This window comes from Paenimyroides ceti (genome assembly GCF_030409925.1).
The window spans coordinates 1,868,650-1,894,859 of the sequence record NZ_JAUFQU010000001.1; the positions used below are offsets into that span (position 1 = coordinate 1,868,650).

Annotated in this window: 33 protein-coding genes, 5 tRNA genes and 2 pseudogenes; 16 read left to right on the forward strand and 24 right to left on the reverse strand. The window is 38.1% G+C overall.

All coding sequences use genetic code 11. The features are described 5' to 3' along the window. Window positions 1-8 precede the first annotated feature (8 nt). Together QW060_RS09220 and QW060_RS09225 are read left to right on the forward strand one after the other, a co-directional pair. Window positions 9-569: a conjugal transfer protein TraO gene (locus QW060_RS09220; RefSeq protein WP_185213533.1), complete on the forward strand. Its 561-nt coding sequence runs from the start codon at window positions 9-11 to the stop codon at window positions 567-569. Window positions 570-581: 12 nt separating this feature from the next. Then, on the forward strand, window positions 582-1,031 hold the full coding sequence (locus tag QW060_RS09225) for a DUF3872 domain-containing protein (protein ID WP_185213532.1): 450 nt from the start codon (window positions 582-584) through the stop codon (window positions 1,029-1,031). On the opposite strand, the gene QW060_RS09230 is transcribed toward QW060_RS09225, so the two are convergent. After that, window positions 1,028-1,165 (reverse strand): hypothetical protein, encoded by a 138-nt coding sequence (locus tag QW060_RS09230; protein ID WP_290364798.1) that lies wholly within the window; start codon window positions 1,163-1,165, stop codon window positions 1,028-1,030. The two genes, QW060_RS09225 and QW060_RS09230, sit on opposite strands and share 4 nt — an antisense overlap. 96 nt (window positions 1,166-1,261) lie before the next feature. Between QW060_RS09230 and QW060_RS28040 the strand changes: the two genes are divergently transcribed. From QW060_RS28040 to nhaA, 8 genes are all read left to right on the forward strand, one after another. Next, window positions 1,262-1,420, forward strand: a complete 159-nt coding sequence (locus QW060_RS28040) for a hypothetical protein (RefSeq protein ID WP_317623173.1) — start codon at window positions 1,262-1,264, stop codon at window positions 1,418-1,420. Window positions 1,421-1,472: 52 nt separating this feature from the next. After that, window positions 1,473-3,023: a hypothetical protein gene (locus tag QW060_RS09240; protein WP_290363305.1), complete on the forward strand. Its 1,551-nt coding sequence runs from the start codon at window positions 1,473-1,475 to the stop codon at window positions 3,021-3,023. A 20-nt stretch (window positions 3,024-3,043) separates the two neighbouring features. Beyond that, entirely contained in the window at window positions 3,044-3,193 is a 150-nt protein-coding gene (locus tag QW060_RS09245; RefSeq protein ID WP_290363306.1) for a hypothetical protein, read from the forward strand. Between the two features lies 1 nt (window position 3,194). Beyond that, window positions 3,195-3,539: a helix-turn-helix domain-containing protein gene (locus QW060_RS09250; RefSeq protein ID WP_290363307.1), complete on the forward strand. Its 345-nt coding sequence runs from the start codon at window positions 3,195-3,197 to the stop codon at window positions 3,537-3,539. Next, window positions 3,520-3,813 carry a helix-turn-helix domain-containing protein gene (locus QW060_RS09255; protein WP_290363308.1) on the forward strand — a complete coding sequence of 98 codons (294 nt, stop codon included), beginning with the start codon at window positions 3,520-3,522 and terminating at the stop codon, window positions 3,811-3,813. Before QW060_RS09250 ends, QW060_RS09255 begins: the two co-directional genes overlap by 20 nt. A 283-nt stretch (window positions 3,814-4,096) precedes the next feature. After that, window positions 4,097-4,543 carry a response regulator gene (locus QW060_RS09260; RefSeq protein WP_290363309.1) on the forward strand — a complete coding sequence of 149 codons (447 nt, stop codon included), beginning with the start codon at window positions 4,097-4,099 and terminating at the stop codon, window positions 4,541-4,543. A 246-nt stretch (window positions 4,544-4,789) separates the two neighbouring features. After that, entirely contained in the window at window positions 4,790-5,869 is a 1,080-nt protein-coding gene (locus tag QW060_RS09265; RefSeq protein ID WP_002978291.1) for an IS110 family RNA-guided transposase, read from the forward strand. Window positions 5,870-6,090: 221 nt separating this feature from the next. Then, window positions 6,091-7,278, forward strand: coding sequence for a Na+/H+ antiporter NhaA (gene nhaA, locus QW060_RS09270; RefSeq protein ID WP_002978293.1), 1,188 nt, complete (start codon window positions 6,091-6,093; stop codon window positions 7,276-7,278). A gap of 2 nt (window positions 7,279-7,280) precedes the next feature. Here the strand turns inward: nhaA and arsB are convergent, their stop codons facing one another. The 16 genes from arsB to QW060_RS09350 all read right to left on the reverse strand — a co-directional run bounded on the left by arsB (window position 7,281) and on the right by QW060_RS09350 (window position 19,659). Further along, window positions 7,281-8,321, reverse strand: coding sequence for an ACR3 family arsenite efflux transporter (arsB, locus tag QW060_RS09275; protein ID WP_002978295.1), 1,041 nt, complete (start codon window positions 8,319-8,321; stop codon window positions 7,281-7,283). Between the two features lie 2 nt (window positions 8,322-8,323). Further along, window positions 8,324-8,701 (reverse strand): glycine cleavage system protein GcvH, encoded by a 378-nt coding sequence (gcvH, locus tag QW060_RS09280; RefSeq protein WP_002978297.1) that lies wholly within the window; start codon window positions 8,699-8,701, stop codon window positions 8,324-8,326. A gap of 16 nt (window positions 8,702-8,717) precedes the next feature. Further along, on the reverse strand, window positions 8,718-9,491 hold the full coding sequence (locus QW060_RS09285; RefSeq protein ID WP_002978299.1) for a metallophosphoesterase family protein: 774 nt from the start codon (window positions 9,489-9,491) through the stop codon (window positions 8,718-8,720). A 43-nt stretch (window positions 9,492-9,534) separates the two neighbouring features. After that, the gene (gene chrA / locus QW060_RS09290; protein WP_002978301.1) at window positions 9,535-10,662 is read right to left on the reverse strand and encodes a chromate efflux transporter; all 1,128 of its coding nucleotides are present in this window, start codon (window positions 10,660-10,662) and stop codon (window positions 9,535-9,537) included. Further along, complete coding sequence (locus tag QW060_RS09295) at window positions 10,652-11,083, reverse strand: DoxX family protein (protein ID WP_002978304.1); 432 nt, start codon at window positions 11,081-11,083, stop codon at window positions 10,652-10,654. The genes chrA and QW060_RS09295 overlap by 11 nt, the downstream gene beginning before the upstream one ends. A 12-nt stretch (window positions 11,084-11,095) precedes the next feature. Further along, window positions 11,096-11,569 (reverse strand): DUF6428 family protein, encoded by a 474-nt coding sequence (locus QW060_RS09300; RefSeq protein WP_002978305.1) that lies wholly within the window; start codon window positions 11,567-11,569, stop codon window positions 11,096-11,098. Between the two features lie 66 nt (window positions 11,570-11,635). Further along, window positions 11,636-11,965 carry an ArsR/SmtB family transcription factor gene (locus QW060_RS09305; RefSeq protein WP_002978307.1) on the reverse strand — a complete coding sequence of 110 codons (330 nt, stop codon included), beginning with the start codon at window positions 11,963-11,965 and terminating at the stop codon, window positions 11,636-11,638. A gap of 111 nt (window positions 11,966-12,076) precedes the next feature. Continuing rightward, window positions 12,077-13,612, reverse strand: a complete 1,536-nt coding sequence (locus QW060_RS09310) for a SulP family inorganic anion transporter (RefSeq protein ID WP_002978310.1) — start codon at window positions 13,610-13,612, stop codon at window positions 12,077-12,079. A 476-nt stretch (window positions 13,613-14,088) separates the two neighbouring features. Beyond that, a complete protein-coding gene (locus QW060_RS09315) occupies window positions 14,089-14,895 on the reverse strand; it encodes a PRTRC system ThiF family protein (protein WP_290363310.1) in 807 nt (268 codons plus the stop codon). After that, on the reverse strand, window positions 14,895-15,635 hold the full coding sequence (locus QW060_RS09320) for a PRTRC system protein B (RefSeq protein WP_290363311.1): 741 nt from the start codon (window positions 15,633-15,635) through the stop codon (window positions 14,895-14,897). The genes QW060_RS09315 and QW060_RS09320 overlap by 1 nt, the downstream gene beginning before the upstream one ends. Further along, the gene (locus tag QW060_RS09325; RefSeq protein ID WP_290363312.1) at window positions 15,607-16,776 is read right to left on the reverse strand and encodes a hypothetical protein; all 1,170 of its coding nucleotides are present in this window, start codon (window positions 16,774-16,776) and stop codon (window positions 15,607-15,609) included. Before QW060_RS09325 ends, QW060_RS09320 begins: the two co-directional genes overlap by 29 nt. 18 nt (window positions 16,777-16,794) lie before the next feature. Then, a complete protein-coding gene (locus tag QW060_RS09330) occupies window positions 16,795-17,013 on the reverse strand; it encodes a PRTRC system protein C (protein WP_290363313.1) in 219 nt (72 codons plus the stop codon). An 18-nt stretch (window positions 17,014-17,031) separates the two neighbouring features. Next, on the reverse strand, window positions 17,032-17,643 hold the full coding sequence (locus QW060_RS09335; RefSeq protein ID WP_290363314.1) for a PRTRC system protein E: 612 nt from the start codon (window positions 17,641-17,643) through the stop codon (window positions 17,032-17,034). Window positions 17,644-17,698: 55 nt separating this feature from the next. Then, entirely contained in the window at window positions 17,699-18,772 is a 1,074-nt protein-coding gene (locus QW060_RS09340; RefSeq protein WP_290363315.1) for a DUF932 domain-containing protein, read from the reverse strand. A gap of 43 nt (window positions 18,773-18,815) precedes the next feature. Then, complete coding sequence (locus tag QW060_RS09345; RefSeq protein WP_290363316.1) at window positions 18,816-19,208, reverse strand: single-stranded DNA-binding protein; 393 nt, start codon at window positions 19,206-19,208, stop codon at window positions 18,816-18,818. A 268-nt stretch (window positions 19,209-19,476) separates the two neighbouring features. Further along, entirely contained in the window at window positions 19,477-19,659 is a 183-nt protein-coding gene (locus tag QW060_RS09350; protein WP_290363317.1) for a hypothetical protein, read from the reverse strand. A 367-nt stretch (window positions 19,660-20,026) separates the two neighbouring features. Between QW060_RS09350 and QW060_RS09355 the strand changes: the two genes are divergently transcribed. From QW060_RS09355 to QW060_RS09365, 3 genes and pseudogenes are all read left to right on the forward strand, one after another. Continuing rightward, a complete protein-coding gene (locus QW060_RS09355) occupies window positions 20,027-20,194 on the forward strand; it encodes a hypothetical protein (protein WP_290363318.1) in 168 nt (55 codons plus the stop codon). Then, on the forward strand, window positions 20,184-21,665 hold the full coding sequence (locus tag QW060_RS09360) for a recombinase family protein (RefSeq protein ID WP_290363319.1): 1,482 nt from the start codon (window positions 20,184-20,186) through the stop codon (window positions 21,663-21,665). The genes QW060_RS09355 and QW060_RS09360 overlap by 11 nt, the downstream gene beginning before the upstream one ends. 253 nt (window positions 21,666-21,918) lie before the next feature. Beyond that, a pseudogene (locus QW060_RS09365) lies at window positions 21,919-22,320 on the forward strand (recombinase family protein); the annotation flags it as partial. Window positions 22,321-22,376: 56 nt separating this feature from the next. Here QW060_RS09365 and QW060_RS09370 read toward each other — a convergent pair. Beyond that, window positions 22,377-22,604 carry a hypothetical protein gene (locus QW060_RS09370; RefSeq protein ID WP_290363320.1) on the reverse strand — a complete coding sequence of 76 codons (228 nt, stop codon included), beginning with the start codon at window positions 22,602-22,604 and terminating at the stop codon, window positions 22,377-22,379. Here QW060_RS09370 and QW060_RS09375 point away from each other — a divergent pair. Then, a pseudogene (locus QW060_RS09375) lies at window positions 22,519-22,857 on the forward strand (recombinase family protein); the annotation flags it as partial. The gene QW060_RS09370 and the pseudogene QW060_RS09375 overlap by 86 nt on opposite strands. On the opposite strand, the gene QW060_RS09380 reads toward QW060_RS09375, so the two are convergent. From QW060_RS09380 to QW060_RS09405, 6 genes are all read right to left on the reverse strand, one after another. Further along, window positions 22,816-22,989: a hypothetical protein gene (locus QW060_RS09380; RefSeq protein ID WP_290363321.1), complete on the reverse strand. Its 174-nt coding sequence runs from the start codon at window positions 22,987-22,989 to the stop codon at window positions 22,816-22,818. The pseudogene QW060_RS09375 and the gene QW060_RS09380 overlap by 42 nt on opposite strands. Before the next feature lie 445 nt (window positions 22,990-23,434). Beyond that, window positions 23,435-23,509, reverse strand: a tRNA-Pro gene (locus tag QW060_RS09385). A 2-nt stretch (window positions 23,510-23,511) separates the two neighbouring features. Next, window positions 23,512-23,598, reverse strand: a tRNA-Ser gene (locus QW060_RS09390). Window positions 23,599-23,629: 31 nt separating this feature from the next. Then, a tRNA-Arg gene (locus QW060_RS09395) sits at window positions 23,630-23,706 on the reverse strand. A 26-nt stretch (window positions 23,707-23,732) separates the two neighbouring features. Beyond that, window positions 23,733-23,807, reverse strand: a tRNA-Pro gene (locus QW060_RS09400). A 2-nt stretch (window positions 23,808-23,809) separates the two neighbouring features. After that, a tRNA-Ser gene (locus QW060_RS09405) sits at window positions 23,810-23,896 on the reverse strand. 258 nt (window positions 23,897-24,154) lie between these two features. Between QW060_RS09405 and QW060_RS09410 the strand changes: the two genes are divergently transcribed. Then, on the forward strand, window positions 24,155-25,333 hold the full coding sequence (locus QW060_RS09410) for an acetyl-CoA C-acyltransferase (RefSeq protein WP_290363322.1): 1,179 nt from the start codon (window positions 24,155-24,157) through the stop codon (window positions 25,331-25,333). 73 nt (window positions 25,334-25,406) lie between these two features. Next, window positions 25,407-26,168 (forward strand): C40 family peptidase, encoded by a 762-nt coding sequence (locus QW060_RS09415; RefSeq protein ID WP_290363323.1) that lies wholly within the window; start codon window positions 25,407-25,409, stop codon window positions 26,166-26,168. Window positions 26,169-26,210 lie beyond the last annotated feature (42 nt).

Below are 26,210 nucleotides of genomic sequence, written 5' to 3' on the forward strand. Positions count from 1 at the left end.
CAAAAACAATGAAAAAGTATATCTATACCGTGATGCTACTCTTTGTGGCCATCACGGTTACACAGGCACAACGAATGTTACCAAAGCAAAAAGGATTGGAAGTGAGTACGGGCATCCTGTCCGATGATAAAATCGGTAACGATTATTACATCAATATCGGTATGACCGTAAACGGCAAAAACGGGAATTATCAGATTTGGGCATTGGAATACACGCACCAATACCACGATTACAAAACCCTCCAAATACCGCAGGAAACCTACACCGCAGAGGGTGGTTACAGTTTCTTCTTATTGGGCGATACCCGTAAGAACATTACACTAAATGCAGGAATAACAGGCGTAGTCGGTTATGAAAGCATTAACCGTGGCGAAGCGATGTTGTATGACGGTGCAAAGATAATGAGCGAGGATAATTTCGTTTACGGAGCTGGAGGTCGGCTGACCTTTGAAACGTACTTGTCAGACCGATTTGTATTGGTCCTGCAAGGGCGTACAAAGGTCTTGTGGGGTACGGATTTGCGACAGTTCCGACCATCCGCAGGCGTGGGATTAAGGTTTAACTTTTAAAAACAGAAAACAATGATAGCAATATTTAATAATTTTAGAATAGGAATGTTGCCAATATATCTAATGTTGGCAATCCTGACAGGTTCTATTTCGCTGGTATCTTGTAGCAAAGATGATGAGCTGGAAATACAGAACGATTTTCCTTTTGAGGTCAATGTAATGCCCGTACCTAAAGAGGTTGCCAATGGGCAGACCGTAGAAATCAGGATAACCATACAGCGTAGCGGTAACTACCAAAATACACAATACTATCTCCGTTACTTCCAATTTGACGGACAGGGAACATTGAGGTATTACGATGAACCTCCATACCTGCCGAACGATTTGTACCCTTTGCCCACACAGCAATTCAGGTTGTATTATACTTCCTCGTCTGCCGTATCACAATCCTTTGAGGTTTGGATTTCGGACAGCTTCGGAAATGAGAAACAAATAAGTTTTCAGTTTAACAGTAGTGATTAAGCGATACCGAAACATAAAAGCAAAACCGACTTGAAACAGGTCGGTTTTTTACTTTTTAGCATCCATTGTAAGGCGTTTTTGTTTAAATTTACTTCATTATAAATCATATAGCTATGGATACGGTTACAGCTCAATTAGTGTTTGGTATTTTTGTTATCGTTGTTGCGATTGGGCTTATCTATTGGATAAACCGCAGGAAGTTTTACAGGCGTAGTGCTGCTGGTGTAGAAATGTTTTCGAGGTATTCTACCGCCGTATTTGTACGTTTTTTAGAGCGTGTCGGCAAATGGATTGCTTACGCTTTGATTATTCTCGGCATTGTCTGTATCTGGACTTATAGCCAAATGAAAAAGGATAAGGAGAAACAAGGCATAGAGATAAAAAACTAATACTAATCTTTTTGTATCAACAAAATTAAAAAGCCAAACTTTTAATATTAATGTGATTGGTAAAGATACAAAGTCAAATAGCGACGAAAAAGAAATGAATACAATTTTCCCGACACCTTATACATTAATTGAGAATAACGACTATCCGACTGATTGTAAAATTATCATTAGAGCATCAGACTTTGAAAATGTCTTATTTCAAGATGGAAAAATAACGTTTAGCTTTATTAACTGTCGATTTAGAAAGTTAGAAATTGAAAACACAGAAACTATTGATTTTAAAGATATAAGCATTCAATTTATAAATTGTTATATTGGCGAAATAACAGTAGAAAACATTGTTACAACAAATCTTTCAATATTCTTTGGAAGTTCCATATTACAAGGACGCCTGAAAAATAGTAATTTATTAAGCGCCACAGTTAATAATTGCTTTTTGAGAAATTCGTTATTTCTGCTTGACTTAAAGAGAGCTGTAGTTTCATTTACTGAGGAAAATGTATATCCCGTAAGGTGGAAGAAGCTACTTAAATCAGTCAAAGTTACACTTGAAAATTTACTTTTGGAAAAACAGTCATTTTATATTTATGACTGCAAAGAAATAGTCTTCAATTTCAATGAAAATTCAACGGATAAGATTGGACTTTATAAAAGACCATATTCTAATAACATTGAAAACAAAATTGGCTATTTTCTGAACGAAACAGAAAAGAAAAATTTCAAGGTCAGTTTAAATATTCAATATTCTGCGGATAAAGAACATAAAATAACAAAAGTCATTAATGCCAAACTATTAGCATTATCTATGAGTGGATATTCAACCGGAGAAGTATTAGTTGAAAATTGCAAAATAGATAGTTGGTATATCAGAAACTTTTCCGCACAGTTAGGAAGTAATTTTTATGATATAAAACCATTCAGAAAAGAAACAGAAGAAACCAAATTAGAGATACATAAATCCAACCTTGATAAAGTTTGGTTTGATAACGTATCGTTTGACGAATATTCTACTATATCTCTATACAGAAATAAATTTGGACAAACTACATTAACTGCCTGTGATTTTCCAACCACATATAAGGGGTTTGAAAAAATACAGACTATTGAAAACATTCATTATCCAGATAAAAAGGATAATAATTATTTCAAGACACGCTATGAAATTTTTGTTCAATTAAAAAAACAACTTGAGGTGTCAGGAAACTTCTACGAAGCTCAAAAATTTCAAGCTATATCTAACGAAGCCCTTAAAAACGTTGAGAATTTGCCATACTGGGATAGGATAATCTTAAAAGTTAACAGCTTATCAAACAATCACGGATTATCAATAAAAGAACCATTTATTGCGACAATAGCGATTTCAGTTCTCTTTTACATTCTGTATTTATGGAGCTTGGGGAGAATTTTTAATTGCAATGATGTTGATTGGAATTTAATTGGTTATTATTTCTCATTTTTGGACATAACACATAGGTCAGACTTCTTGGTTAGCAAAACTGAACTCAATGGTTTTTCTCTGATTATTGACTATTTTAATAAAATCCTTGTTGGATTTTTAATCTACCAATTCATTGCCGCTTTCAGAAAGTACGGAAAAAAGTAAAGTCTAAGTACAGCAAATCTATGAATATAATAATTGTAATAACGGTATTGAAAAAATCGGATAGCCCTAAAAGTTTATCCGATTTTTCGTCTGTGGCAAACATAAAACGCCAAACACTGCCTTTCAAAGCCAAAGGGTGCAACAATCCACACCTCTGTAACAAGCCTTAATATGTTCGACTTCCACAGCAAAAATGAGCAAACTATGGAAGTTATCGCAATACAAAAGTCCGCATTGGACGGAATGAAGAATGATATAAAAGAGCTTTTGGAACTGACCGAAAATGCTACTCGGAAATATGACCCGATTTTCAAAGGGGAAAAGTGGCTCGATAATCAGGAGGTTTGTTTGATGATGAACATTACCAAGCGGACTTTACAGACCTATAAGGATAAGGGCTTATTACCTTATTCCAAACTGAACCGTAAGAATTATTATAAACACTCGGACGTACAGGCTTTACTTGAAGCCGGACAACCGTACAGCATCAATGACAATGGATCTACTGACGAATGAAGCTAAAGAAATCATCGCACAAAAAGAGATGATAACACGGTTGCGAAGCCGTATCGAACAAATACTGAAAAACTACCGTCCTGTAATGAACGGAGAAATATACCTGTCGGGGGACGACGTATGCAAGCTGTTACATATCAGCAAGCGTACTTTACAGCAATACCGTGATGATAATATTCTGCCGTATATTCAGATTGGTTGTAAGATTATTTATAAGGAAACGGACATATTGAGCATATTGGAGCAAAATTACACCTCCAACAAAATCGACTGATTGTAACCTTTTTATTTCTGATTATACATTCATATAGAAATGACTTTAGTATCTTTGCTTTTAGAAAATATAAAAATACTTAAAGTGTTTTTACTTTAGGTTCCGCATTAGAAACTGGTAATTTTTAAATCCCCGGAACAGATAAGTAAGAACGCTCACGTCATAGGCGTGGGCGTCCGCTTATTTGGGGGATGGCGTACCAGTGCCTTAATGCCGGTAAGTGTGATTGCCTACGCTTTCTTTTTTGCGTAGGGTTCACAAAAAATTAAAAAAAAATGGCATTATGGAAACGACAAACAAGCCCCAACAAACCCTCGCTTTTATTAACGATAAAAACCCGATTGTAGATGCTATCTGCAATGACCTTATTGCTTCAGGAATTGAGGTGGTGTTCCGTTCGGAGAATATTGAGGACGGATTATCCAAATTATCAACATTAGAAAAATTGCCAAAAGTCTGTGTCGTAGATCTCGATTTTTATGACAGGGATATTTTGGCAGAACTTCAGAAACTGTGGACGAAATATCCAAATATCAACTTGATTGCCCATAGCGACAGGGATACCGAAAAAGCAGTAAAACCTCTTTTGGATATTGGTTTTACTGGTTATTTACTCATCGGAAGCGATACGGACGATTTTAAAAAAGCCATTGAAGCTGTTACCAATGACCGAAGATATTTTAGCGCAGGTGTAGCGGATATTGCACAGGAATATTTCGGAAATAAATAACCGTCCAATCTAATCAGTATAAAATACCTATTCTAATCAAAAGACGTTCTTTTGCTTCTCCTATGTTTGTATAATATAATCTAAGTGAAGAAGGGCGAGAGCAGATTTTGCTTTAAATAGCCTATATGGTATATTCAAGAAAAGAAACTGCCTCCTCTTCTTTAACCTTTTAGAATCTGAACAGAATGTAAGGAATTTGCTCATTATGATGAGTCTTATAGCCAGTATATCCAGTCAGGAGAAAAGATGAAGAAAGGTTATCACTTACCTAAACCAGATAAGATGAAGGTATTATTAAAGCAGACAGTAGGAATTGATGTAGCACAAAATGAATTAGTTGTATCGCTTGGTCGAATGGATGAACAAATCAGCATAGAAGTTTATGCATACAAAGTATTTCCCAATACTCGAAAGGGTTTTTCAAGCCTTGTGTCATGGGTAAATAAGCAGACATCAATTACAACAGAAGTACGGTACGTAATGGAAGCAACAGGCGTTTATCATGAATCCTTAGCCTATTACCTATGCAGTATTAAAAAACAAGTCAGTATCGTTCTGCCAAACAAGATTAGTAATTATGCGAGAACACTTGACATAAAAACCATAACTGACAAGAGCGCTTCACAAGCCATTTCGAGATTCGGTTTGGAAAGGCAATTGGAAGTTTGGCAACCTCCTTTAAAAATATTCAATGATTTGAGACAGCTTTGTCGGGAACGAGAGCAGTTGGTACATGAGCGTACAATGTTAAAAAATCAACTGCATGCAGAACGTACTTCTGAAACATCAAGTGAAAGCTCAGTGAAACGAACAAAAAAAAGAATAGCTCTTATTGATTCGCAGGAAAAAGAGATAAGAGAAGAAATTGCTATACTTATCAAAGGAGACGAAGTTCTACTAGAAAAGATGAATATGGTATCTTCTATTCCTGGAATTGGAAACTTAACCGCTGTAACCATTATAGCCGAAACTAACGGATTCGAGTTAATAAAGAATAAAAGACAATTGGTCAGTTATGCAGGATTAGATGTAAGAGAAAAAACATCTGGAACCTCAGTGAAATCCAAACCCCGAATATCCAAGCGGGGTAATCGGAATTTAAGGAAAGTAATGCACTTTCCGGCACTGGCTGCAATCAGGACTGATGAAAGATTCAGAGATATTTTCTTAAGAATAGTTTCAAGGCATGGGATTAAAATGAAGGCTATAGTTGCCATCCAAAGGAAATTATTGGAATTGACATACATATTATGGAAAAGTAATGCCTATTATGATTCAGAATATGAACGCAAAATAATCTCATCAGAAGTTATAACATTACCATAATTAAGGAAATAGCCCCAACACAGTTCCTTACAATTTTAAAGTGTATTAGCTTACTAGCTATTATGTCAGGATTTTACATGCATAATTTTAATAGATCTTCACTACAAAGTGACACGGATTTATTACCCAAATTAAGCTTATTTCATAGATTTAGAACCCATCTATTAGGCAGAGTAAGTTAATATTGGTAAATTGCGATATTTAACTTTTACATTTAAAACATGAAGGATAAGATCAATTTAAATATTTTCAAAGACTTTGTTCAATCAAGTAATTTTGGAGGTTTCCTCCTTTTTTTATGCGTAGTGATTTCAATGATAGTGGCAAATACATCAATGGCCGTTCCGCTACAAAATTTATTGGACACAAAGCTGGGGTATGAAAATGAAGCCATACACCTCAATTATTCCGTAAGTATGTGGATCAACGACGGATTGATGGCAATCTTTTTTCTGTTGGTAGGTCTGGAAATTAAGAGAGAAATTGTTGAAGGAGAACTCTCTTCTCCTAAAAAAGCAATCTTGCCTATCCTTGCTGCTATCGGTGGAGCAGTTGTCCCCGCATTGATTTATTTATATTTTAATTCAGGAACCCCGACAGCTTCCGGCTGGGGTATTCCCATGGCTACCGATATTGCTTTTGCATTGGCCGTAATTTCGCTGTTAGACAAAAGAGTACCAACCAGTTTAAAAATATTTTTAGCGGCTTTGGCGATAGTGGATGACCTCATAGCTATTTTAGTAATTGCCATTTTCTATTCATCCGGAATTGAGTTAGGCTATCTAGGCTATGCCGGAATTGGAATACTAGTACTGATTTTGATGAACCGATTCAATATTAAGAATCCCTATCTATATCTAATACCAGGAGTGTTTATATGGTATTTTGTGCATCATTCTGGCATTCATGCCACTATAGCAGGTGTACTGGTAGCGATGACCTTGCCAACCAATGATACAGAAGTTGAATCTCCGTTAGAGAAACTAGAACATGCACTTGTAAAACCTGTTAACTTTCTAATTATTCCCATTTTTGCATTCGCCAATACAAATATTACAATTCATCAGGAAATGATAGAAGGACTGACTTCCCCTTTAGGTTTAGGTATTTCACTGGGATTGATTTTTGGTAAGCCCATTGGCATTGTTGTAACCTCTTTGATATGCTCTAAATTAGGGATAGGTCAACTTCCTGCAAACAGTAACTTTATTCACATTATTGGCTTAGGATTATTAGCTGGAATAGGTTTTACAATGTCCATATTTATATCTATGCTTTCATTTGACAATCAGGTTTTCATTGAAGAGGCCAAGCTATCTGTTTTAATAACATCACTCATTGCGGGTATAATAGGATATGTGATTTTGAATTTATCAAGTAGAAGAAAGAGTAAGAAGACTGAAATTTAAATTCAGTCTTTTTTACTATAATATTTCTCCTTTAGCCATAAACTTGCCTTTACCAATAATATCAGTACCGGAACTTCTACCAGTGGGCCGATAACACCCACAAATGCCTGTGGCGAATGAATGCCGAAAATCGATATTGCTACGGCTATTGCTAATTCAAAATTGTTTCCTGTGGCTGTAAATGCGATGGATGCGTTTTTGTCGTAAGGAACTTTAAGAGATTTATTGATAAAGAAGCTCACGAAAAACATCAACACAAAATAGATGATTAGCGGTATGGCTACTTTTACTACATCCATTGGTAATTCCAATATTTTATCGCCTTTCAAGCTGAACATTAATACTATCGTAAACAGTAAAGCGTACAAGGTAATTGGCGATATTGCGGGGACGAATTTTCGGTTATACCATTCTATACCTTTTGATTTTATAAGGAAGTAACGGCTTAAAAAACCTGCTAGGAATGGAATACCTAAATATATCAATACGCTTTCGGTAACATCTTTCATGGATACGCTTACATTGAAATTGGCTAATCCTAATTTTGCAGGTAATACGTTGATGAATAACCAAACTAAAAAGCTGTAAGTAAATATCTGGAAGATGCTGTTTAATGCAACTAACATAGCTGTATATTCTCTGTTTGCTTTAGCTAAGTCACTCCAGACGATGACCATGGCAATACATCTTGCCAAACCGATAAGAATTAAGCCTGTCATATAATCGGGTTCGTTACGTAAAAACAAAACCGCTAATCCAAACATCAATAGCGTGCCGATTACCCAATTGAGCAATAAGGATATGCCAATTACTTTTTTATCTCTAAATGCTTTGGGCAATAAGGAATAATCAACCTTTGCCAAGGGGGGGTACATCATTAATATCAATCCTATTGCCAATGGAATATTGGTAGTGCCAACAGATAAGCTGTTGGTAACATTAGAAATATTGGGAAAGAAATGACCCAAACCCACGCCAATTGCCATTGCAAGGAATATCCATAAAGTAAGGTATCTGTCTAAGAATTTTAATTTTGGTTGCATTGCTAATTTGTAAGTTCTTTATATTGGTTTGATGTCAATAAGTCTTCTAATTCTGTAATGTCTTTTATTTCAATTTTAATCAACCAACCGTCTTTATAAGGATGGTCGTTTATGAGTGTTGGTGCTTTCAAAAGTAGTTCGTTCGTTTCAGTGATTTTACCCGATACAGGCATAAATAAATCACTGACCGTTTTAACTGCTTCAACAGAGCCGAATACTTCGTCCTGCTGAAAACTATATCCAACGTTTGGTAAATCCGCATATACGATTTCGCCCAATTCACTTTGCGCAAATTCTGTAATGCCTATTGTACCTGTGTTGTCCTGTATGCTTATCCAGGTATGTTCTTTTGAATACTTTCTTTCGGTTGGAAATTCCATTTTTATAAATTTTAGATTAGTAACCTCTTCTTAAATTTTCTGCGTATTCGTTTGGTAAAATGCTTTCTTCAACTGCTTTTGCAGCCCTTTCAATATCATAATCAAAGCGTATAAATTCTACACTGATACTATCTTTGTCCAACACAGAACTGTTTTCATTAATCGTAAACATTACATAACCGCCTCTTACATCGCTGTCCTTCGGTTTACCAACCGAACCGATATTAATGGCGTGTCTGAAATGATTTTGACCGTCAATACCCGAATTTAAAACTCTGTGATAAGGTTTGTGTGTGTGTCCGAAGCACATAATGTCTGCATCGGCTTGCTCCATAATGCGAAGCATACTTTTTTCCTCACGGTCTTCAAAAAGATATTCGTTTATTTTTCTCGGACTTCCGTGTACCAAAAGCAAATTCAATTTATCTTCATTCAGTTGAAATTCTACTTTGATATGGGCTGGAAGTGTACGCAAATACGCTCTTTCTTCATCTTTCATCAAAGAATTTGTGAATGAAATAGAAATATTTCCGTTATCTTTTTCACTGTCTGTTTTGTAGGCACAACCGCATTCGTTGCTCATTCTGCCAATGCCAAAATCGTAATTTCCGGCAATGGTTGGTATTCTCCTTTTACGGATTTCGTTTACCACTTCGTTTGGCCAAATATTATAGCCCACCAAATCGCCCAAACAATAAATACTGTCTGGTTTTCTTTTTTCAACATCTTCAAAAAATGCTTCTAATGCAGGTAAATTGGCGTGAATATCACTGAATAATGCTATTTTCATTTTGTCTAATTTTTATTGTTTAAATATTTTGTTTAAGATAACTTTAGATAAGATTAAATAAATACCCTAATAATGCTCCTCCAATAACCACAAAGGCACTATTTATTTTTTTGAATTTGAAAACTACGATCGCACTTATCATTGCAATTAATATCGTCCGCCAATCAGTAATAGTTTCTTTGCCCATTGTAAGACAAATAGCGGCTATGATTGCAACAGATGCCACATTGACCGCATCGAGAAAAATGGACAGTCCTTTAGATTGGCGCATTTTTTTCATCAAGGGATTTAGCAATGCTACTAAAATAAACGACGGCAGAAAAATAGCAATCGTAGAAATAACTGCTCCGGATAGTCCGTTGATTTGATAGCCAATAAACGTAACTGAAGAAAAAACAGGACCTGGGGTAAACTGTCCAACAGCAATAGCATCCATTAATTGCTGCCGGGTGAGTAAGCCCGTTGCAACTAATTCCGTATCTAAAAAGGCGAAAAGAACATAACCGCTTCCGTAGAGGATAGCACCAATTTTCAGGAATATCCAAAATAATTTGGTATTTGTTTCAGACAGTAAGGGGCTTTGTGCGATTTGTAAGAATGCGAGCGGGATAAAACTTTGGAGCGTATTTTTTGTATCCTGAAGGTAATACAAGGCCATTGCCAGCAATCCCGCTCCAAACATCAAATAGATTTCACTAATGCCGAATAATGACAGTACCAAAACAAGAATACCTACAACCGCCAAGAATGTGGACTTTACTGATTTCTTTGCTAATGGAAAAACAGCTCCTATGATAATAGCGATGATTGCAGGTTTGATACCGTAAATAAAGGGCTGTACTTCGGGCAATTGTCCGTATTGCTGATACAACCATGCAAATATCCCGGTAATGAAAACCGCAGGTAAAATAAAGCATAACCCTGCAAAGATTAATCCTTTCCAACCGCCTTTGTCATAGCCGATGTGTATCGCCATTTCTGTACTGTTGGGGCCAGGAATGAGATTAGTAGCTCCCAACAAATCCAAAAAATGCTGTTCGCTCATCCATTTTCTTTTCACTACTACCTCCTGCTGCATCATAGCAATATGAGCCGCGGGACCTCCAAAACCAATAAAACCGAGCTTTAGAAAGAGTTTGGCAATTTCCTTTATTTGAATATCACGCTCCATTTCTCATTACGATTTTATCAATAGACCAATTACCTCCGCCTTTGATTAACAAAAACATACTTCCCAAAAGCATCGCCCAATCCGTACGGCTGCCGTGCAGCAATTCCCAAATACCCTCGCTAGCCAAAATAGATGTTTTGGTCGTGGCAATGGCAACCAGCATAATGATGATGAGCGGAATACTTGCTAACCTTGTAAGCAACCCCAGCAAAATAAACGCTCCGCAAAGGATTTCAAATATGCCTACAAAACTTCCAAAAAATTCAGGCGATGGCAAGCCAATTTTTTCAAACCGTCCCGCTCCACGAATGGCAGGAAACAGCAATTTTTGAATGCCCTCCGATAAAAAAACACCTCCAACAATCAGTCGGATTATGATTGTTGTCTTTGAATTATCTGTATGAATGATTTTTGAAAACATAAAAATTCAATTTTAACAACATCCGCCACCTGGAGTACAAGCATTAGCATTATTTACAGGCAGTTCTGCCAAATTTTTCTTTACTTTTTCGGAAGGAATACCGCAGGCATCTTGAGCCAAACAAGCTGTTGTTTTATTTTTCAGTACAAATGTATCTCCGTTGAAATCCAAATCATACTTACCAATCGTTTCGCTTTGGTATTCCACTTCAATTTCCGCATCTTCTATGCCCAATTTTTCTTCGGATAGCTTGATGATGTTTAATAGCTTAGCTGGCTTTAATTTGTGCTCGAAATCGTCTGCATTCCATAATTGGAAGTTTACAACTTTTTCCGAACGGATTACGCCACCACAGTCTATAAAGTTTTTAGTAATTTGTCCCACTTCGGTAACGTGGAAATGTTCTGGAACTAAGGTTCCGTTTTCTAATTGAAATCCAACATTTACTAATGTTGGCAGGATTTCTTTAATTTTTGATAGCTTCATATTTCTGATATTAACTCAATAAATGTTATATTGCAATGTTACGATGATTTGGTGTTAAAAAAAAGCTTAACAGCATTCTTTACTATTTACATTCTCGACAAAAAAGCTATTGAGTTCCTTCTTAATCTCATTCCAGACTGTTTCATTAATACAGTAACATACACTAGTTCCTTCTATATTTCCTTTAATGATACCAATATTTTTCAGCTCTTTCAAGTGTTGTGAAATTGTCGCTTGTGCCAATCCCAATTCTTCTACAAGATCATTACAGATGCAGGCATTTTGTTTAATGATATGTTGCAGTATAGCTATACGAGCAGGATGAGCCAGTGCCTTTAAAATACTAGCTAAATGGTTCTGCTGTTCTGTAAAAATTTCGGTTTTTGTGACACCCATCAGTTTTATAAAAATAAATATATCGCAATATTACGATAATAAATTTAAACAGCAATAATTTTTTTTAAAATTATTGCTGTAGTTGTAATATTAAACTTGGGTATTCCGATGCTATTTATTAGTCATTACTTTGTAGGTAGGATCTTCAATAATATTCACATCAATAACTGTTTCTGCATTTTTAAGTAATTGCCTGCAATCTTGGCTTAAATGACGTAAATGTAGTTTTTTACCTTCCTTGTGATACTTCTCCGTAATTTTATTTAAAGCTTCAATAGCAGACATATCAACTACTTTACTTTCCTTAAAATCAATTACAACTTCATTCGGGTCATTTAGTACGTCAAATTTTTCAATAAATGCGGCAGTAGAACCAAAGAAGAGCGGCCCAAAAATTTCGTAATGCTTTACACCATCTTCATCTACATATTTTCTTGCACGTATTCTTTTAGCACTCTCCCAGGCAAATACTAGAGCCGAAATGACTACACCAATCAAAACCGCTAAAGCTAAGTTGTGCAATACTATGGTTATAACTGCTACCAACATGCCAATAAAAATATCGTGTCGAGGCATTTTATTAATAATTCGAAAGCTGACCCACTCAAATGTACCTATAGCTACCATCATCATCACCCCGACTAATGCCGCCATTGGAATTTGCTCGATTACAGGACCAGCAACAAGAATGATCAATAAGATTGCTATGGCTGCAACTATTGAAGAAAGTCTGGCTCTTCCTCCAGCTCCTACATTCACTAAAGTCTGGGCAACCATTGCACATCCACCCATTCCTCCGAAGAAACCGTTGGTGATATTGGCTATACCTTGTGCGGCAGCCTCACGGTTAGATTGTCCTTTTGTGCCGGTTATTTCATCAACCATATTAAGCGTTAACAGACTTTCAATCAATCCAACCCCTGCCATTACCAAGGCATAAGGGAAAATAATTTTCAATGTTTCCAGAGTAAAAGGAATAGCAGGGATGTGAAATGAAGGTAAAGAGCCTCCTACAGAGGCGATATCAATAACTTTTTTAGTATCGATGCCGAAAAAATATACAATACCAAAGACAACTATTATTGCTACTAAAGATGCAGGAACCGCTTTTGTAAATTTTGGCAATATAAATACGATGGCTATAGTTAATAATGTCAATCCAGCCATTAGATAAAGCGCCGGCCCCTGCATCCAACCTTCTATCCCGTTTTCTACAACTTTAAATTGAGCTACCTGTGCCATGAAAATGATTACTGCAAGGCCGTTTAAAAAACCATACATTACTGGTTGTGGGATCAGGCGGACAAATTTACCCAGTTTAAAAATTCCTACTGAAAATTGCAGTACACCTGCTAATATAACCGCAGCAAAAAGATATTCCACACCGTGTGATGCTGCCAATGCGATAAGTACTACTACCGTTGCTCCGGCTCCCCCAGAAACCATTCCGGGTCTGCCTCCCAAAATTGCAGTAACAATACCCATTAAAAAAGCTGCATAAAGCCCTGTCAAAGGCGAAAGCCCTGCCAGAATAGCAAAGGATAAAGACTCAGGTATCATGGTCATAGCCACCGCAAGACCCGCAAGAATTTCGTTTTTGTAATTAATTTTCTGTTTGAAATCAAACAGATTAATAACTTTCTGCATAAAAAAGTATGTTTAAATATTAAAAATGTAAATAAAAAAGAGATGCACCAAAAGAAAAAACCTTTGGGTACGATAAAAAAGCCAATAAATTAAAATTGGGAAATATAACAGTTAGCCTAAGATCAAGGCGGAGTAACTTGGGATGATATTTGTACTGTTCTTTTCATTGAGTGGTGCAAAAGTACAATTTATAGTTATTGTACACAATTTAACACCAAAAAAACTAAAAAAAATTGTTTTACAACACAGAATCTTTTCTTTGGTCGCTGTGTGAAAAGAAAAGAAGTCATTACCAAATTAAAAAATGGGATAATGAATATCCCACGCAAAAAAACTCGCAACCTGTTTGGTAAAATGTAGGGAAAGGGAATTGTAGAGCGGTGCATTTTGACAAAGGGGTTGCACCTATTTTAAACCGCAAAAATGCGTTTCCGACCGTAGCGAGGAATTGCATTTTTGCTCGCCAATTCTGGCGTTTAAGCGACCTTAATCGGGTGGGTAGCGAAGTCTTTCAGATTGTGAAAAAATCCCCTGTATGGTGTCATACCGTTGCGGAACAAGTCCCATAACAGGGAGCAACCCATTTGGGTCAATGATGAATTGATAAACAAACCCTGCTGTTGCAACGCCTGGGCAAGTGAACAGCTTGGCGTGTTTTCCTCCGCTTCGGATTGCTTCAACAATTCGCCAAACTCTTCGGTAACAAACGGCAGGTTTCCAACCGCTTGGTATTTCTCTGAATTGGGTTGCTTTATCTCTCCGATAGTAGATAGTATAACCTGTCCTGTGTGTTGGCTGTTGCCAAAGTCCAACCAATATTTAGGCTGGTTGTGGTAGTGTCTGCGGTAGCTGACTTCTTTCAGTATTTCCGCAACGCCAAACCTTGCCTGTACGTTATCCACACAGGTAATGGTAATGATTGCCCTTGCTTCTTCGGGTATTCTGCCCAAACTGTCCTTTTCAAATTTTCGGCTCTCGGCTTTCCAATTCGTACCGATACAGCGATTGATACGGTTTATCAATGCTACGGATTTGTACAATCCTGTTTCACATTCAAAAAAACGCTGTCTGCCCAAATTGGCACTCGTGATAATATCATCATCCCACAAACGCACCTGCAATCCTGCGTGTCCCAATGCGATTAAGCTGTGGTTCATTTCCATTAAGGCGGTCAAAACTTTACTGCCTGTTCCACCTGCACCAACCACATTGACGGTTATCGGGTTGGTCGGACTGAGCAGGTAGTTATCCGTAAAATGTACTTTTTCTTTCTCTGTATTCATCACAATAGATTTTTAAGGGTTTTGTTGTTCTTTTTTAATACTTCTTTCGGAAAAGGTTTATCTGTACCGATAAGGTCTTTCCACAGGCTTACAATGTTTGTTTTGGTGAGGTTTGCACTCAATGAATGACTGAAATAGCTGTTGAAAAAATAATCTTCCCAAGCCTGTATAAATTCCTCTACTGAAGCCGAATTTTTAATATCAACGCTTACCGTTCCCATACATACGTTGCCCTTTTCATAGATGTTAAAAAAGGGTGCATAATGCAAAGGCGTTTTCTCGGTGGGTCTGCGGTTGGTGGCGAGGGCAAAAACTGAAAGACTGCCTTTGTCCGCTATCCAAAGCATTGGCGGTACTTGTGCCATTCCGTTGGGTATGCCCAGACTATTGACAAAATACAACTGCCTTTGCTGTGCTTTGGTGTACCAAAGTACAGCACCTTTTTCGCTCGGATTGATATGCAGAATGTTGGTCGGTAAAATTCCTTTTGGCTTTAAAAACGCCTTGCTTCTTTCTTCATCGGTCTGCAATGCCTTTGCCAATATTTCGGCTTCCTTTACGGTCAATGGGTGGGCATTTACAGGTGTTCCGTTGCTGTCCATATCAAAATGCTCTACATACATATCGGTTTCCGTTCCTATGGTTTCGTAGAAAACCAAAGCGGATTTAGGATAATACAATGTTCCAAATTTGTCGGTTATATCGTTCATATTATTTGTTTTCTTGCCGTTCGTAATCATATAAAAGTCCGCTTAAATCGTTCAATACATCAAACAAGCGATTTTCAAAATCAAGACTGCTTTGATTTAATTCATTTTCGTCAAATATTTTGCAAATGGTCGGTTCGTCCATTTTTCCATACTCGTTAAATTCATTGTTAATACAGTCCGTAACACTGTTGTACAACCAACCTTTGGTTTCAGCACAAAAGGAAATGTATTTTTCTATTCCAATGGTTTGGTTTTCGTAATCATCTTCGTAAGGGTTTTGCTCGGGAAATGGTGCATTTCCGAATACACTTGCATTCGGGTATTCCGTGTAAAGGGCAAAGGCATTACAAGAAATTTTCCAACATTCGTGGTCGAATGTGTTATTACTTTTAAAGGTGTTTAATCGCTGTTCAAATACCTTTAAATTGATACGGTTAAACAGTTTTTGCTCTATTTTGTCGCCAATTTGCTCCGCTTTCCTCAACTCACTTTTTTGCATTTCGCTTTCTTCCGTTTCGTAATCATCTTCAATCCAATCTTTGTGCATTTCATAAATCCAATACAAATAGCTGTCTTCCTGTCGGTAGTAGGGAATGTCTGCAATATGGTAGAGATAACTGCAAACTGAAATAAGTAACTGTGCGGTCTTTTTCCGTTTCGGGTCTTTGAGCATTTTAAAGAGTGGCACAATAGGAATGTAATACAAGGTTGTGCCTGTATCGTACCGTTCCTCACTTTTCAAAAAGGTTTTCTTACTATCCTGTAACAAATGCAAACCATCCCAATTCCTGTGGGTTCGTTTTAGTTTGGTATCTATATCCCACATATCCAATACAATATTGTAAGGGAAATTATATGCCTGTGTCGTCATCGGCTCAACGCTGTAATGCTCGGCAAGTTTGGAAAGGGACTTATAAAAATCCCTTTCCGTTTTCTGACAAGCCTGTACGGAATGTGCCGTTGTCAGTTTAGGCAGAAACATACACTTTAGAATACCATTGGTAGCATTGCTATTGGTACGGATTTCTGCTTGTCTTTCTGCACTTGGCTTGTGTCCTTTGGTCTTTGTAACCAATTTGCGAACTCGCCCAACTGTTGGTGCAACCGCTTTTGCCTGTTCTGTTCGGGTATGCGGATTGTTCCCGATATGATATGTTTCTGCATAATTCATCGTTTTACAATTTTTGGTTTAACCTTTCGTACCCATTACGCTCTCAAATCTGTATTCTACCGCATCATCTTTGATTTGCGGTGCAGATGCTTTTGCAGTCGTCAAAATGGGGTACATATTGGCGTAATAATTCATTACGGCTTCCACGCTCCAACGTGGCTCTGGGTCGGTCAATCTGATGTCCTGTCCTTTATCTTTGAGTATGAAAACTCTCTCTAATTGCGTTGCTAATAACATAATGCTCGTTTTTAATCGTTAATATTCGTTTTCATCTTCGTCCGTTAAGTCTGTCGGGCAATCGGCAGTAGCTTCAGCCACCTGTGGCGGTTCGGGTGCGGTTTCTTCCGTTGCTCCGAATAGGCTCGGTGTTGCGAACTTGTCGGACAATGACGTTTTGCGTTTGCGTAGTTCGTCCGCTTTTTCGGGGTACTCCGCTATGTCGGGTACTTTTATCCACGCTTCACGGAACTTGCCCTCTTTTTCCAATTCGTCCACCTTATCAATAGCCTGTTTAAACTTCTTGTCTTTGACGTCCTGTTCCTTTTTCTCTTTCTCGGCTTTGGCTTTCTCAATTGCCGATTGTGCTTTGGCTTCGTCCAATTGCTTTTGGAATTTCTCCATATCCACCATTAACCCCGATACCTTTTGTACAGGTGCGGTTATCTGCTGAATAAATCCCTCGTCAAACTCCTGTGCGGTGGCGTTAAAGGTCAATGGGGAAATAAGATTTTTGGCACTATCTCCGCATTCTTCATTGAGAAGCAATACCGATACAATTAGGTTACTTTCTGCTCCTTTTGTTATGGTCAGTTGTAAATTGCCTGTAAAATCCAACTGTGCTATCTGACTAAAAAAAATTGTGTTCATCGTTCTAAAGTTTTATAGTAGACTACCACCGATTAAGGCGGTAGCCTGTGGTTATTTAATTAAAGTTTAGGATTTCCGCACCCTCTGTTGCAAAGGCAGTACACAAGTCAAATGCTTTTTGTGATTTCATTTGTGCAGTACCACCCAATACAATACTCTGTAACTTGGCTTCGTCATTCCTGTATTTACGTACATTCTGAAAGTAGCCTGTAACAGCATTGTACGCCCCGAACAATGTACCTTTTGTGGTGTCCATTAACTGTGTATCGCTCATCATTGCATAGCCAAAAGCATCATCAACGGTGTTTTTGAACACGGTAGAAACTTCATCTTCCGCACCTTTTTTGATTAGCTCAAGCGTTTCCTTGTTCGGGCAAAGTGCCATTTGGATTAGCTTTCTGACTTCTCGGTCTGTTACCTTAACCTTTGTCCATTGGTTGAAAATGCCCTCTAATTGGTTGCTCAATGTGTTGGCTAACCCCATAATCTTGTGAGCATTCTCGATACGCTGTTTCGCTCCCGAAGTATGTTTGATACGAACTACATTGGTCATACTACGCAATGAAGCGTTAAGAGTGTTTTGGCAAACGATACGGATAGGCGTAAACGCTGCGGTAATACTTCCGCTACCATCGTGCGAAGTGGTTAGGAAGATGTACTTTTCCGTAACATCATCGCCATTGCCTACACGGATATAGTCGGGCAGTTTGGCTGTGATAAAAATGCGTTCTCCGTTGCCCAACGCTCCTGCGGTTTCGTACAGAATACCCTCGCCACCACCTACGATAGCATCAAAGAAATTAAAGGCTTCACGGTTTTGTACAATGTGGTAATCCTTACCGACTACGCCCAATGGTGTGTTGTTGTCTGCTCGGACTGTGGCGAAATTGTTAGGGACTAAAATGTCGTTGGCTTCAATCAGCTCTCCGCTGTCGCCTATGCTCATTGTTCTTCCCTGTGTAAATAGTGGGGATTTGATAACCTCATAATCTAACCCTGCGTGTTTGATAGCTTCCGCACTTGTCGGGTATTGCTCCACGATTTGACCTAAACCGTGCCACGCTTTTTGCTGTACTGAAAAGAAACTGTGCTTTCCTGTTCTCTCGTTGAAATAAATGTTATGTGCCATTTTGATAAAATTTTGATGTTAAAAAATGATTGAATACTCGTTATTAAAATGGGAGGTCGTCCTCTATTCCCTGTGCTGTAAATCCGCTGTTTTCTGATTGTTCAATAGCCTGTACGGTTTCGGCTCTCCTGCTACCTCCGTGCAGTTTGATTTGTGAGGTATGGAAGTTTAGCCCTGCTCTCGGCTCTCCCTCTTTGTTTACCCACGCTCTTGTGCTTACACGTCCTATGAGTTCTACCAAAGTGCCTTTGGTCAGTAGTATTGCCACGTTCGGGGTTATCCAATAGGCACAATCGAAGTAGGTCGTTTGCTCTACTCGTTCGCCCTGCTTATTACGGTAGCTGTCGTTTACCGCTACGGAAAAGTTTACTACTTGTTTTTCGTTCGACAAGATGCGTACTTCCGCATTTCTTGTCAGTCTTCCTGTGATGTTCATATTTGCTGATTTTTAGTGATTGATTTTGATTTAATTTTTTTTGATTTATTCGGTAATGAGAGGAGGTGCTGTTTCGTTTCATTACCATTTTCAATGCTTATAATTTTCATAACTGACATTTTTTTTATTCGTCCAAAGAGCCGGAGTATGCTATGTTTCGTTTCACGAGCATAAAAGGTTCGTGTTTAGCCGACACAAGGTTTTGAAAAACAAATACTACCCAAGGGGTGGAGATTTTTTTTCAAACTTGCGTGACCTTTTGGCGGCGTTAAGAACACGGAAATACCTTTGCTCTTGAAATGGGACAAAAAAGCATACAGGCTTCTTTGAATAAAAAAAATGTGGAAGCCGAGAAAATTGTATTAGAAAATGCTCTGCTGTGAATTGAAATAACACTTCTATTTCCCTGAATTGATAAATGTTTTTTTAGTTGTGTGGCTCTGAAAGCCACATCTAACAGGGATTTTAAAAATGCCGGAAAGTGAAATGAGCGGAGGGGTGTTTTTCAAATTCCTGTTTCAGAAGTAGGCAAAAAGCTCTTTTACAGCACTGGAAATGCGGAGGGGAAGTAAATGTGCTTTGGCTACAAAAAGTAGGGGCATAAAAGTAGCATTATCTAAATATTATCCAATTGAACTGACGTGAAAGTCACAGATAAAAAATCTTCCAGTAATTGAAGTTAACTTATATTAATCTCACATTCTATTCCTACTATTCAGCCAAACAATTCCTTTCAAGGCCAAGAACTACAAACAACCTACCGCTCCAATCCACTTTGAATAACTTTCAGGTCAAGGAATACTTAGATGGAATATGCTATGGAAAAGGTATCACAAAATATCAGGATAACGCCCGAAAAAATAGTCAAAATGCTTCAAATGGAAGGTGTCATATTGAGCGAAGAGGAAGCAACCCAATTATGGGTGTTCTTAAAAAAGATAGCACGAATAACCGTGACCAAATACTTAGAAAGAAATGGGTCTTAAAAGGGAGAAGGTAGCAGACCTATATATCCGTGTAAGTACAGATGAACAGGCAGATAAAGGTTACTCGCAACGGAACCAAGAAGAAATGCTGCGAAAATATTGTAGCAACCACTGTATAGAGATAAGAAATGTGATCTATGAAGACCATTCCGCTAAATCGTTCAACCGACCTGAATGGAAAAAACTACTGTCCAATCTCAAAAAGCATAGAAATAAAATTGATTTGGTATTATTTACCAAATGGGACCGATTTAGTCGCAATGCAGGCGATGCGTACCAAATGATAAACGTACTTCGCGAATTTGGTGTGGAACCACAAGCAATGGAGCAACCCTTAGATTTATCCATACCCGAAAATAAGATGATGCTTGCTTTTTATCTGGCTGCTCCAGAGGTAGAAAATGATCGTCGGGCATTAAATGTGTTTTATGGGATGAGAAGGGCAAAAAAAGAAGGGCGCTATATGGGGCTGGCACCGGTAGGGTACAAAAATAAAATTGATGGAAGCGGCAATAAGTACATTGCCCTAAAGGAGCCTGATGCTACAACCCTCCATTGGGTATTCCAAGAACTATCAAACGGTACCTTCAATACAGAGCAGGTTTGGAAAGAAGCAAAGAAAAAAGGATTGAAATGTAGTAAAAATGCTTTCTGGCAACTCATCCGAAATCCATTATACTGCGGAAAGATCTTTATTCCGAAGTTTAAAGATGAGGAGAGCTATTTTGTTCGAGGGCAACATCAACCTGTCATTTCAGAAGCATTATTTGACAGGGTCCAAGAGATACTGGATGGTAGAGGAAGAATATACCGTTCTAAAATACAAACCCGAAACGATTTTCCTTTAAGGGGCTTCCTTATTTGTCCAATATGTGGAAATCTCCTGACGGCAAGTAAATCGAAGGGCAGAAATGGATATTATAGTTATTACCATTGTCGTAAGGGGTGCACTTACAGGATCAGGGTAGAAAAATTACACGAAGCTTTCGAACATGAATTAAGGAGATATATACCCCGAAAAGAAATTTACCCTATTTATCGAAACGTATTAGCTGAAACCTACTATGAACTTACGCACAGTTCACAAGTTTCAAAGAGGCAGATATCAAAACAATTAAAGGAGTACGAAAAAAGGATATCCCATATTCGAAATCTATTGGCAACACAGAAAATAGATCCATTGGATTATCTAGAAATCAAAAATCAATATAGTTCAACCGTTGATGACCTGAATAAAAGATTAGAAGCCGTTTGTGGCAGTATTCCACCTATCGAAACATTGTTGAAAAAAGATATAAATAGGCTTATGACCTTCGACAAAATCTTTTCGACAGGGAATATCGAGGATATCCGTTCACTTATTCAAACTATTTATCCCCAAAAACTAATGTTTTATGGAACGTTGATAGAAAGAGCAGAGGTAAATAAGATCATAAAAAGTGTGTATGATTATGATAAAAATATTGAATAACAAATAAAGTGTCTTAAAATCGACTTCGTTTTTTAAGTCTAACACTCTATCGACAAGTGTTTTTTTGTTTTATAACCATCCCAATAAAACAATACCGTTAAGTAAATTCATTCGATTTTAGGATCCCAAACTCCCTTTGCTCGAACAAAATCTGTAAATTAGTGTCGTTAAAAATCAGAAGCGGTCAAGGCACGAAAAATCATCAGGATACAATAATTAGTCGGCTGCTCTCTCACTAAAAACAGGCACTTTTATGGGACATATAGCAGATTTATACATACGTGTTAGCACGGATGAGCAAGCAGACAAGGGATATTCTCAACGAAATCAAGAAGAGGTATTGCGGAAGTATTGTGTTTCCCATCAGGTTCGAATTCGCAATGTGATCTATGAAGACCATTCTGCCAAATCTTTTAATCGTCCACGATGGAAGGAGTTACTCCAAAGCTTAAAAAAGCGCAAGAATAACGTTAACCTAATCCTGTTCACAAAATGGGATCGTTTCAGTCGAAATGCCGGAGATGCTTATCAAATGATAAATATATTGAGAAAACTTGGTGCAGAACCCCAAGCAATAGAACAACCTTTGGATCTTTCTATTCCGGAAAACAAAATGATGCTGGCGTTTTATCTGGCAGCACCAGAAGTGGAGAATGACCGTAGGGCATTGAACGTTTTCTATGGGATGCGACGTGCTAAGAAGGAGGGACGTTATATGGGATTGGCACCTGTTGGATATGTAAACAAAACAGAGGAAAATGGCAAAAAATATATTGCACCAAAAGAGCCTGATGCTTCAATTTTACGCTGGAGCTTCGAAGAGATTGCGAAGGGAGGTTTTAATACCGAACAGATATGGAAGCAAGCCAGGTTAAAAGGCTTAAAGTGCAGTAAGAATGCTTTTTGGCAAGTTATCAGAAACCCGTTATACTGCGGCAAGATTTTCCTTCCTCAATATAAGGATGAGGAAAGCCGTTTTGTTCAAGGACAGCACGAGGCGATAATCTCCGAATCACTTTATTATGAAGTACAGGATGTTCTTGATGACAGGGGTAGGAGTTACCGTACGAAAATTAAAACACTTGATGAGTTTCCTATGCGAGGCTTTTTGATCTGTCCGGATTGTGAAAAATTGCTCACAGGAAGTAAATCAAAAGGAAGAAATAGATATTATGCATACTACCATTGTGTAGGCGGTTGTAAGCATCGGGTAAATGCAGAAAAGGTCAATGATGTCATCAAAGAAGATTTGTTGCAATTCATACCCAAAATAGAAAACAAGGAGTTTTATCAGGAAGAAATTTGTAAAGCATATTTGGAGCAAACAAACCAAATGCAATTAGAGCAAAAAGAAATCCTTATCCAGATTAAAGACTTTGAAGATAGGCTTTCACATATGAGGGATCTTTTGGCCACACGACAGATTGATGCGGAAGACTATCGTGAGATCAAATCACAGTATAATATGAAAATTGCTGCATTTGAATCTCAGCTGACAACGCTCAATAACGATGTTGGCAACATACAGAGCCTAATAGAACAAGGGATATCAAAAATCATGGAAATCAGCCATAACCTTGAAAATGGGAACATAATGGAGATCAGAAATGAGATTGGTTCGATTTACCCTGAAAAAATGCAATTTAAAAATAACGGAGTTCGAACCGCAAGACGGAATGATTTTATTCAGTATATCAACTTGATTAACAAAAAGTTAGGAGCTAAAAAAAACGGGGCAAAAGTAGATTTTTCTACTTTGTCCCGTCAAGTCGGGGTGGCAGGATTCGAACCTGCGGCCTCCTGCTCCCAAAGCAGGCGCGATAACCGGGCTACGCTACACCCCGAATGGCGGAGAGACAGGGACTCGAACCCTGGCGACGGTTACCCGTCGACAGATTAGCAATCTGCTCCGTTACCACTCCGGCACCTCTCCTAAATTTTTTTTCTGATAAAGAACGAATATTTGGTGATCCAATCAGGATTCGAACCTGAGACCTACTGCTTAGAAGGCAGTTGCTCTATCCAGCTGAGCTATTGGACCTGACCAGTTGAAGAAACATCAACTTGTCGGGGTGGCAGGATTCGAACCTGCGGCCTCCTGCTCCCAAAGCAGGCGCGATAACCGGGCTACGCTACACCCCGAATGGCGGAGAGACAGGGACTCGAACCCTGGCGACGGTTACCCGTCGACAGATTAGCAATCTGCTCCGTTACCACTCCGGCACCTCTCCTGTTCAATACGGTATTTTGTACCATTTTGAGGTTGCAAATGTAACACGAGTTTTTATTCTTAGCAAATGTTTTGAGGATATTTTTTAATATTTATCCCTTTAAAATCCTAAACTTTCTTATTATCAAACATCTAAATCTTTGAATATTTTAGATTTCATACTTCTTTTTACCGATGAAACTTTCTGTGCAGCTATTGATATGTAAGCATTTTTTAGTAAATTCGCAGTATTAAAACAAATTCTATAAAATTTCGAGAAATGAATAAAAAAGTTGTAATTGTATCAGCAGCCAGAACTCCGATTGGAAGCTTTATGGGAGCATTATCTACTGTTCCTGCTACTAAATTAGGAGCAACGGCTATAAAAGGTGCTCTTGATAAAATCAATCTGAAACCTGAATTGGTGGACGAGGTTCTGATGGGTAACGTTGTTCAGGCTGGTGAAGGTCAGGCACCTGCAAGACAAGCGGCTTTATTTGCTGGTTTACCAAATGAAGTAGCGGCAACTACTGTAAATAAAGTATGTGCTTCAGGAATGAAAGCGATTATGCAGGGAGCTCAGGCAATTATGGCAGGTGATGCTGAAGTTGTAGTAGCTGGTGGAATGGAAAACATGAGTTTAATTCCTCATTATGCTAATCTGCGTGTAGGAGCTAAATTTGGTCCTGCAACTTTTGTTGACGGTATGCAAAAAGACGGTTTATCAGATGCATATGACAACAACGCTATGGGAGTTTTTGCTGACTTATGTGCCAGCGAATACAAAATTTCTCGTGAAGATCAGGATAACTTCGCTATTCAGTCGTACCAAAAATCAGCAGACGCCTGGAATGCAGGAAAATTTGATAACGAGATTGTACCGGTAGCAGTACCTCAAAGAAAAGGAGATCCGATCATTGTTTCAAAAGACGAAGAATACAGCAATGTAAAATTAGATAAAATACCTTCATTAAATGCGGTATTTACCAAAGAAGGAACAGTAACTGCTGCCAATGCTTCTACCATTAATGACGGTGCAGCAGCTGTGGTATTAATGAGCGAAGAAAAAGCAAATGAACTGGGATTAAAACCATTGGCATACATCAAAGGATATGCAGATGCAGCTCAGGAGCCTAAATGGTTTACTACAGCTCCTTCTAAAGCATTGCCAAAAGCACTTGACAAAGCAGGTGTTGCAATTGGTGATGTTGATTTCTTCGAATTTAACGAAGCTTTCTCTGTAGTCGGAATCGCAAATGCCAATATCTTAAAAATTGACAACAGCAAAATCAATGTAAATGGTGGTGCCGTTTCATTAGGACATCCTCTGGGTTGTTCGGGTGCACGTATCGTAGTTACTTTATTAAACGTATTAGAACAAAACAATGGTAAAATCGGAGCTGCTGCGATCTGTAATGGTGGTGGTGGTGCTTCTGCTATTGTGATTGAACGCGCTTAATTTATATACAAAAAATTCTACAGATGAGTTTTGCATCGTCAAAACTCATCTTCCTTTTTCAAATTGATATTGAATGTTTGCTATTTGTAATCTTGCTATCGTACCCCTAAGATCGGAGCCATCTGACCGTAGTGAATTAGTAACTCAGGTGCTTTTTGGAGAGCCTTTCACGATTCTGGAACAACAAAAAAATTGGTCTAAAATAGAACTTGCTTTTGATAATTATCAAGGGTGGATTGACAATAAGCAATATCAGACAGTCAGCGCTTCTGATTTTTTACAGCTCAAAAATGCTCCGCGCAAAGTTGCCGGAGATCTTATTGAATACATTACAGACAAAAAAAATAACCTGCTTCCAATTACATTGGGCAGCGATCTTTCTTTTCTTACTTTTCCTTCAATCAATATCGACGGATTTGTATTTGAAGGCAATCTGAACAGCGGAATACAGGCTAAAGTCAACTTACTGAAAACGGCTTTTCTTTACCTTAATGCGCCTTATCTGTGGGGCGGTAAAACACCTTTCGGAATAGACTGTTCCGGTTTTTCTCAAATGGTATACCGATTAAACGGCTATATGATTCCGCGTGACGCTTCTCAACAGGCACTTATTGGCGAACCTCTTAGCTTTATTGAAGAAAGCGAAGTCGGTGATCTGGCATTTTTTGACAATGAAGAGGGTAACATCATTCATGTAGGAATGATTATGGAAAACAACTACATCATCCATGCGCATGGAAAAGTGCGTATAGACCGTCTTGATCATTTGGGAATACTTAATATTGACTCGGGCAGACATACCCACAAACTTCGGGTGATTCGTAAAATCATCTGAAACTAATCTTTTCACAAAACGCTAAATAACGTATCTTTGCCA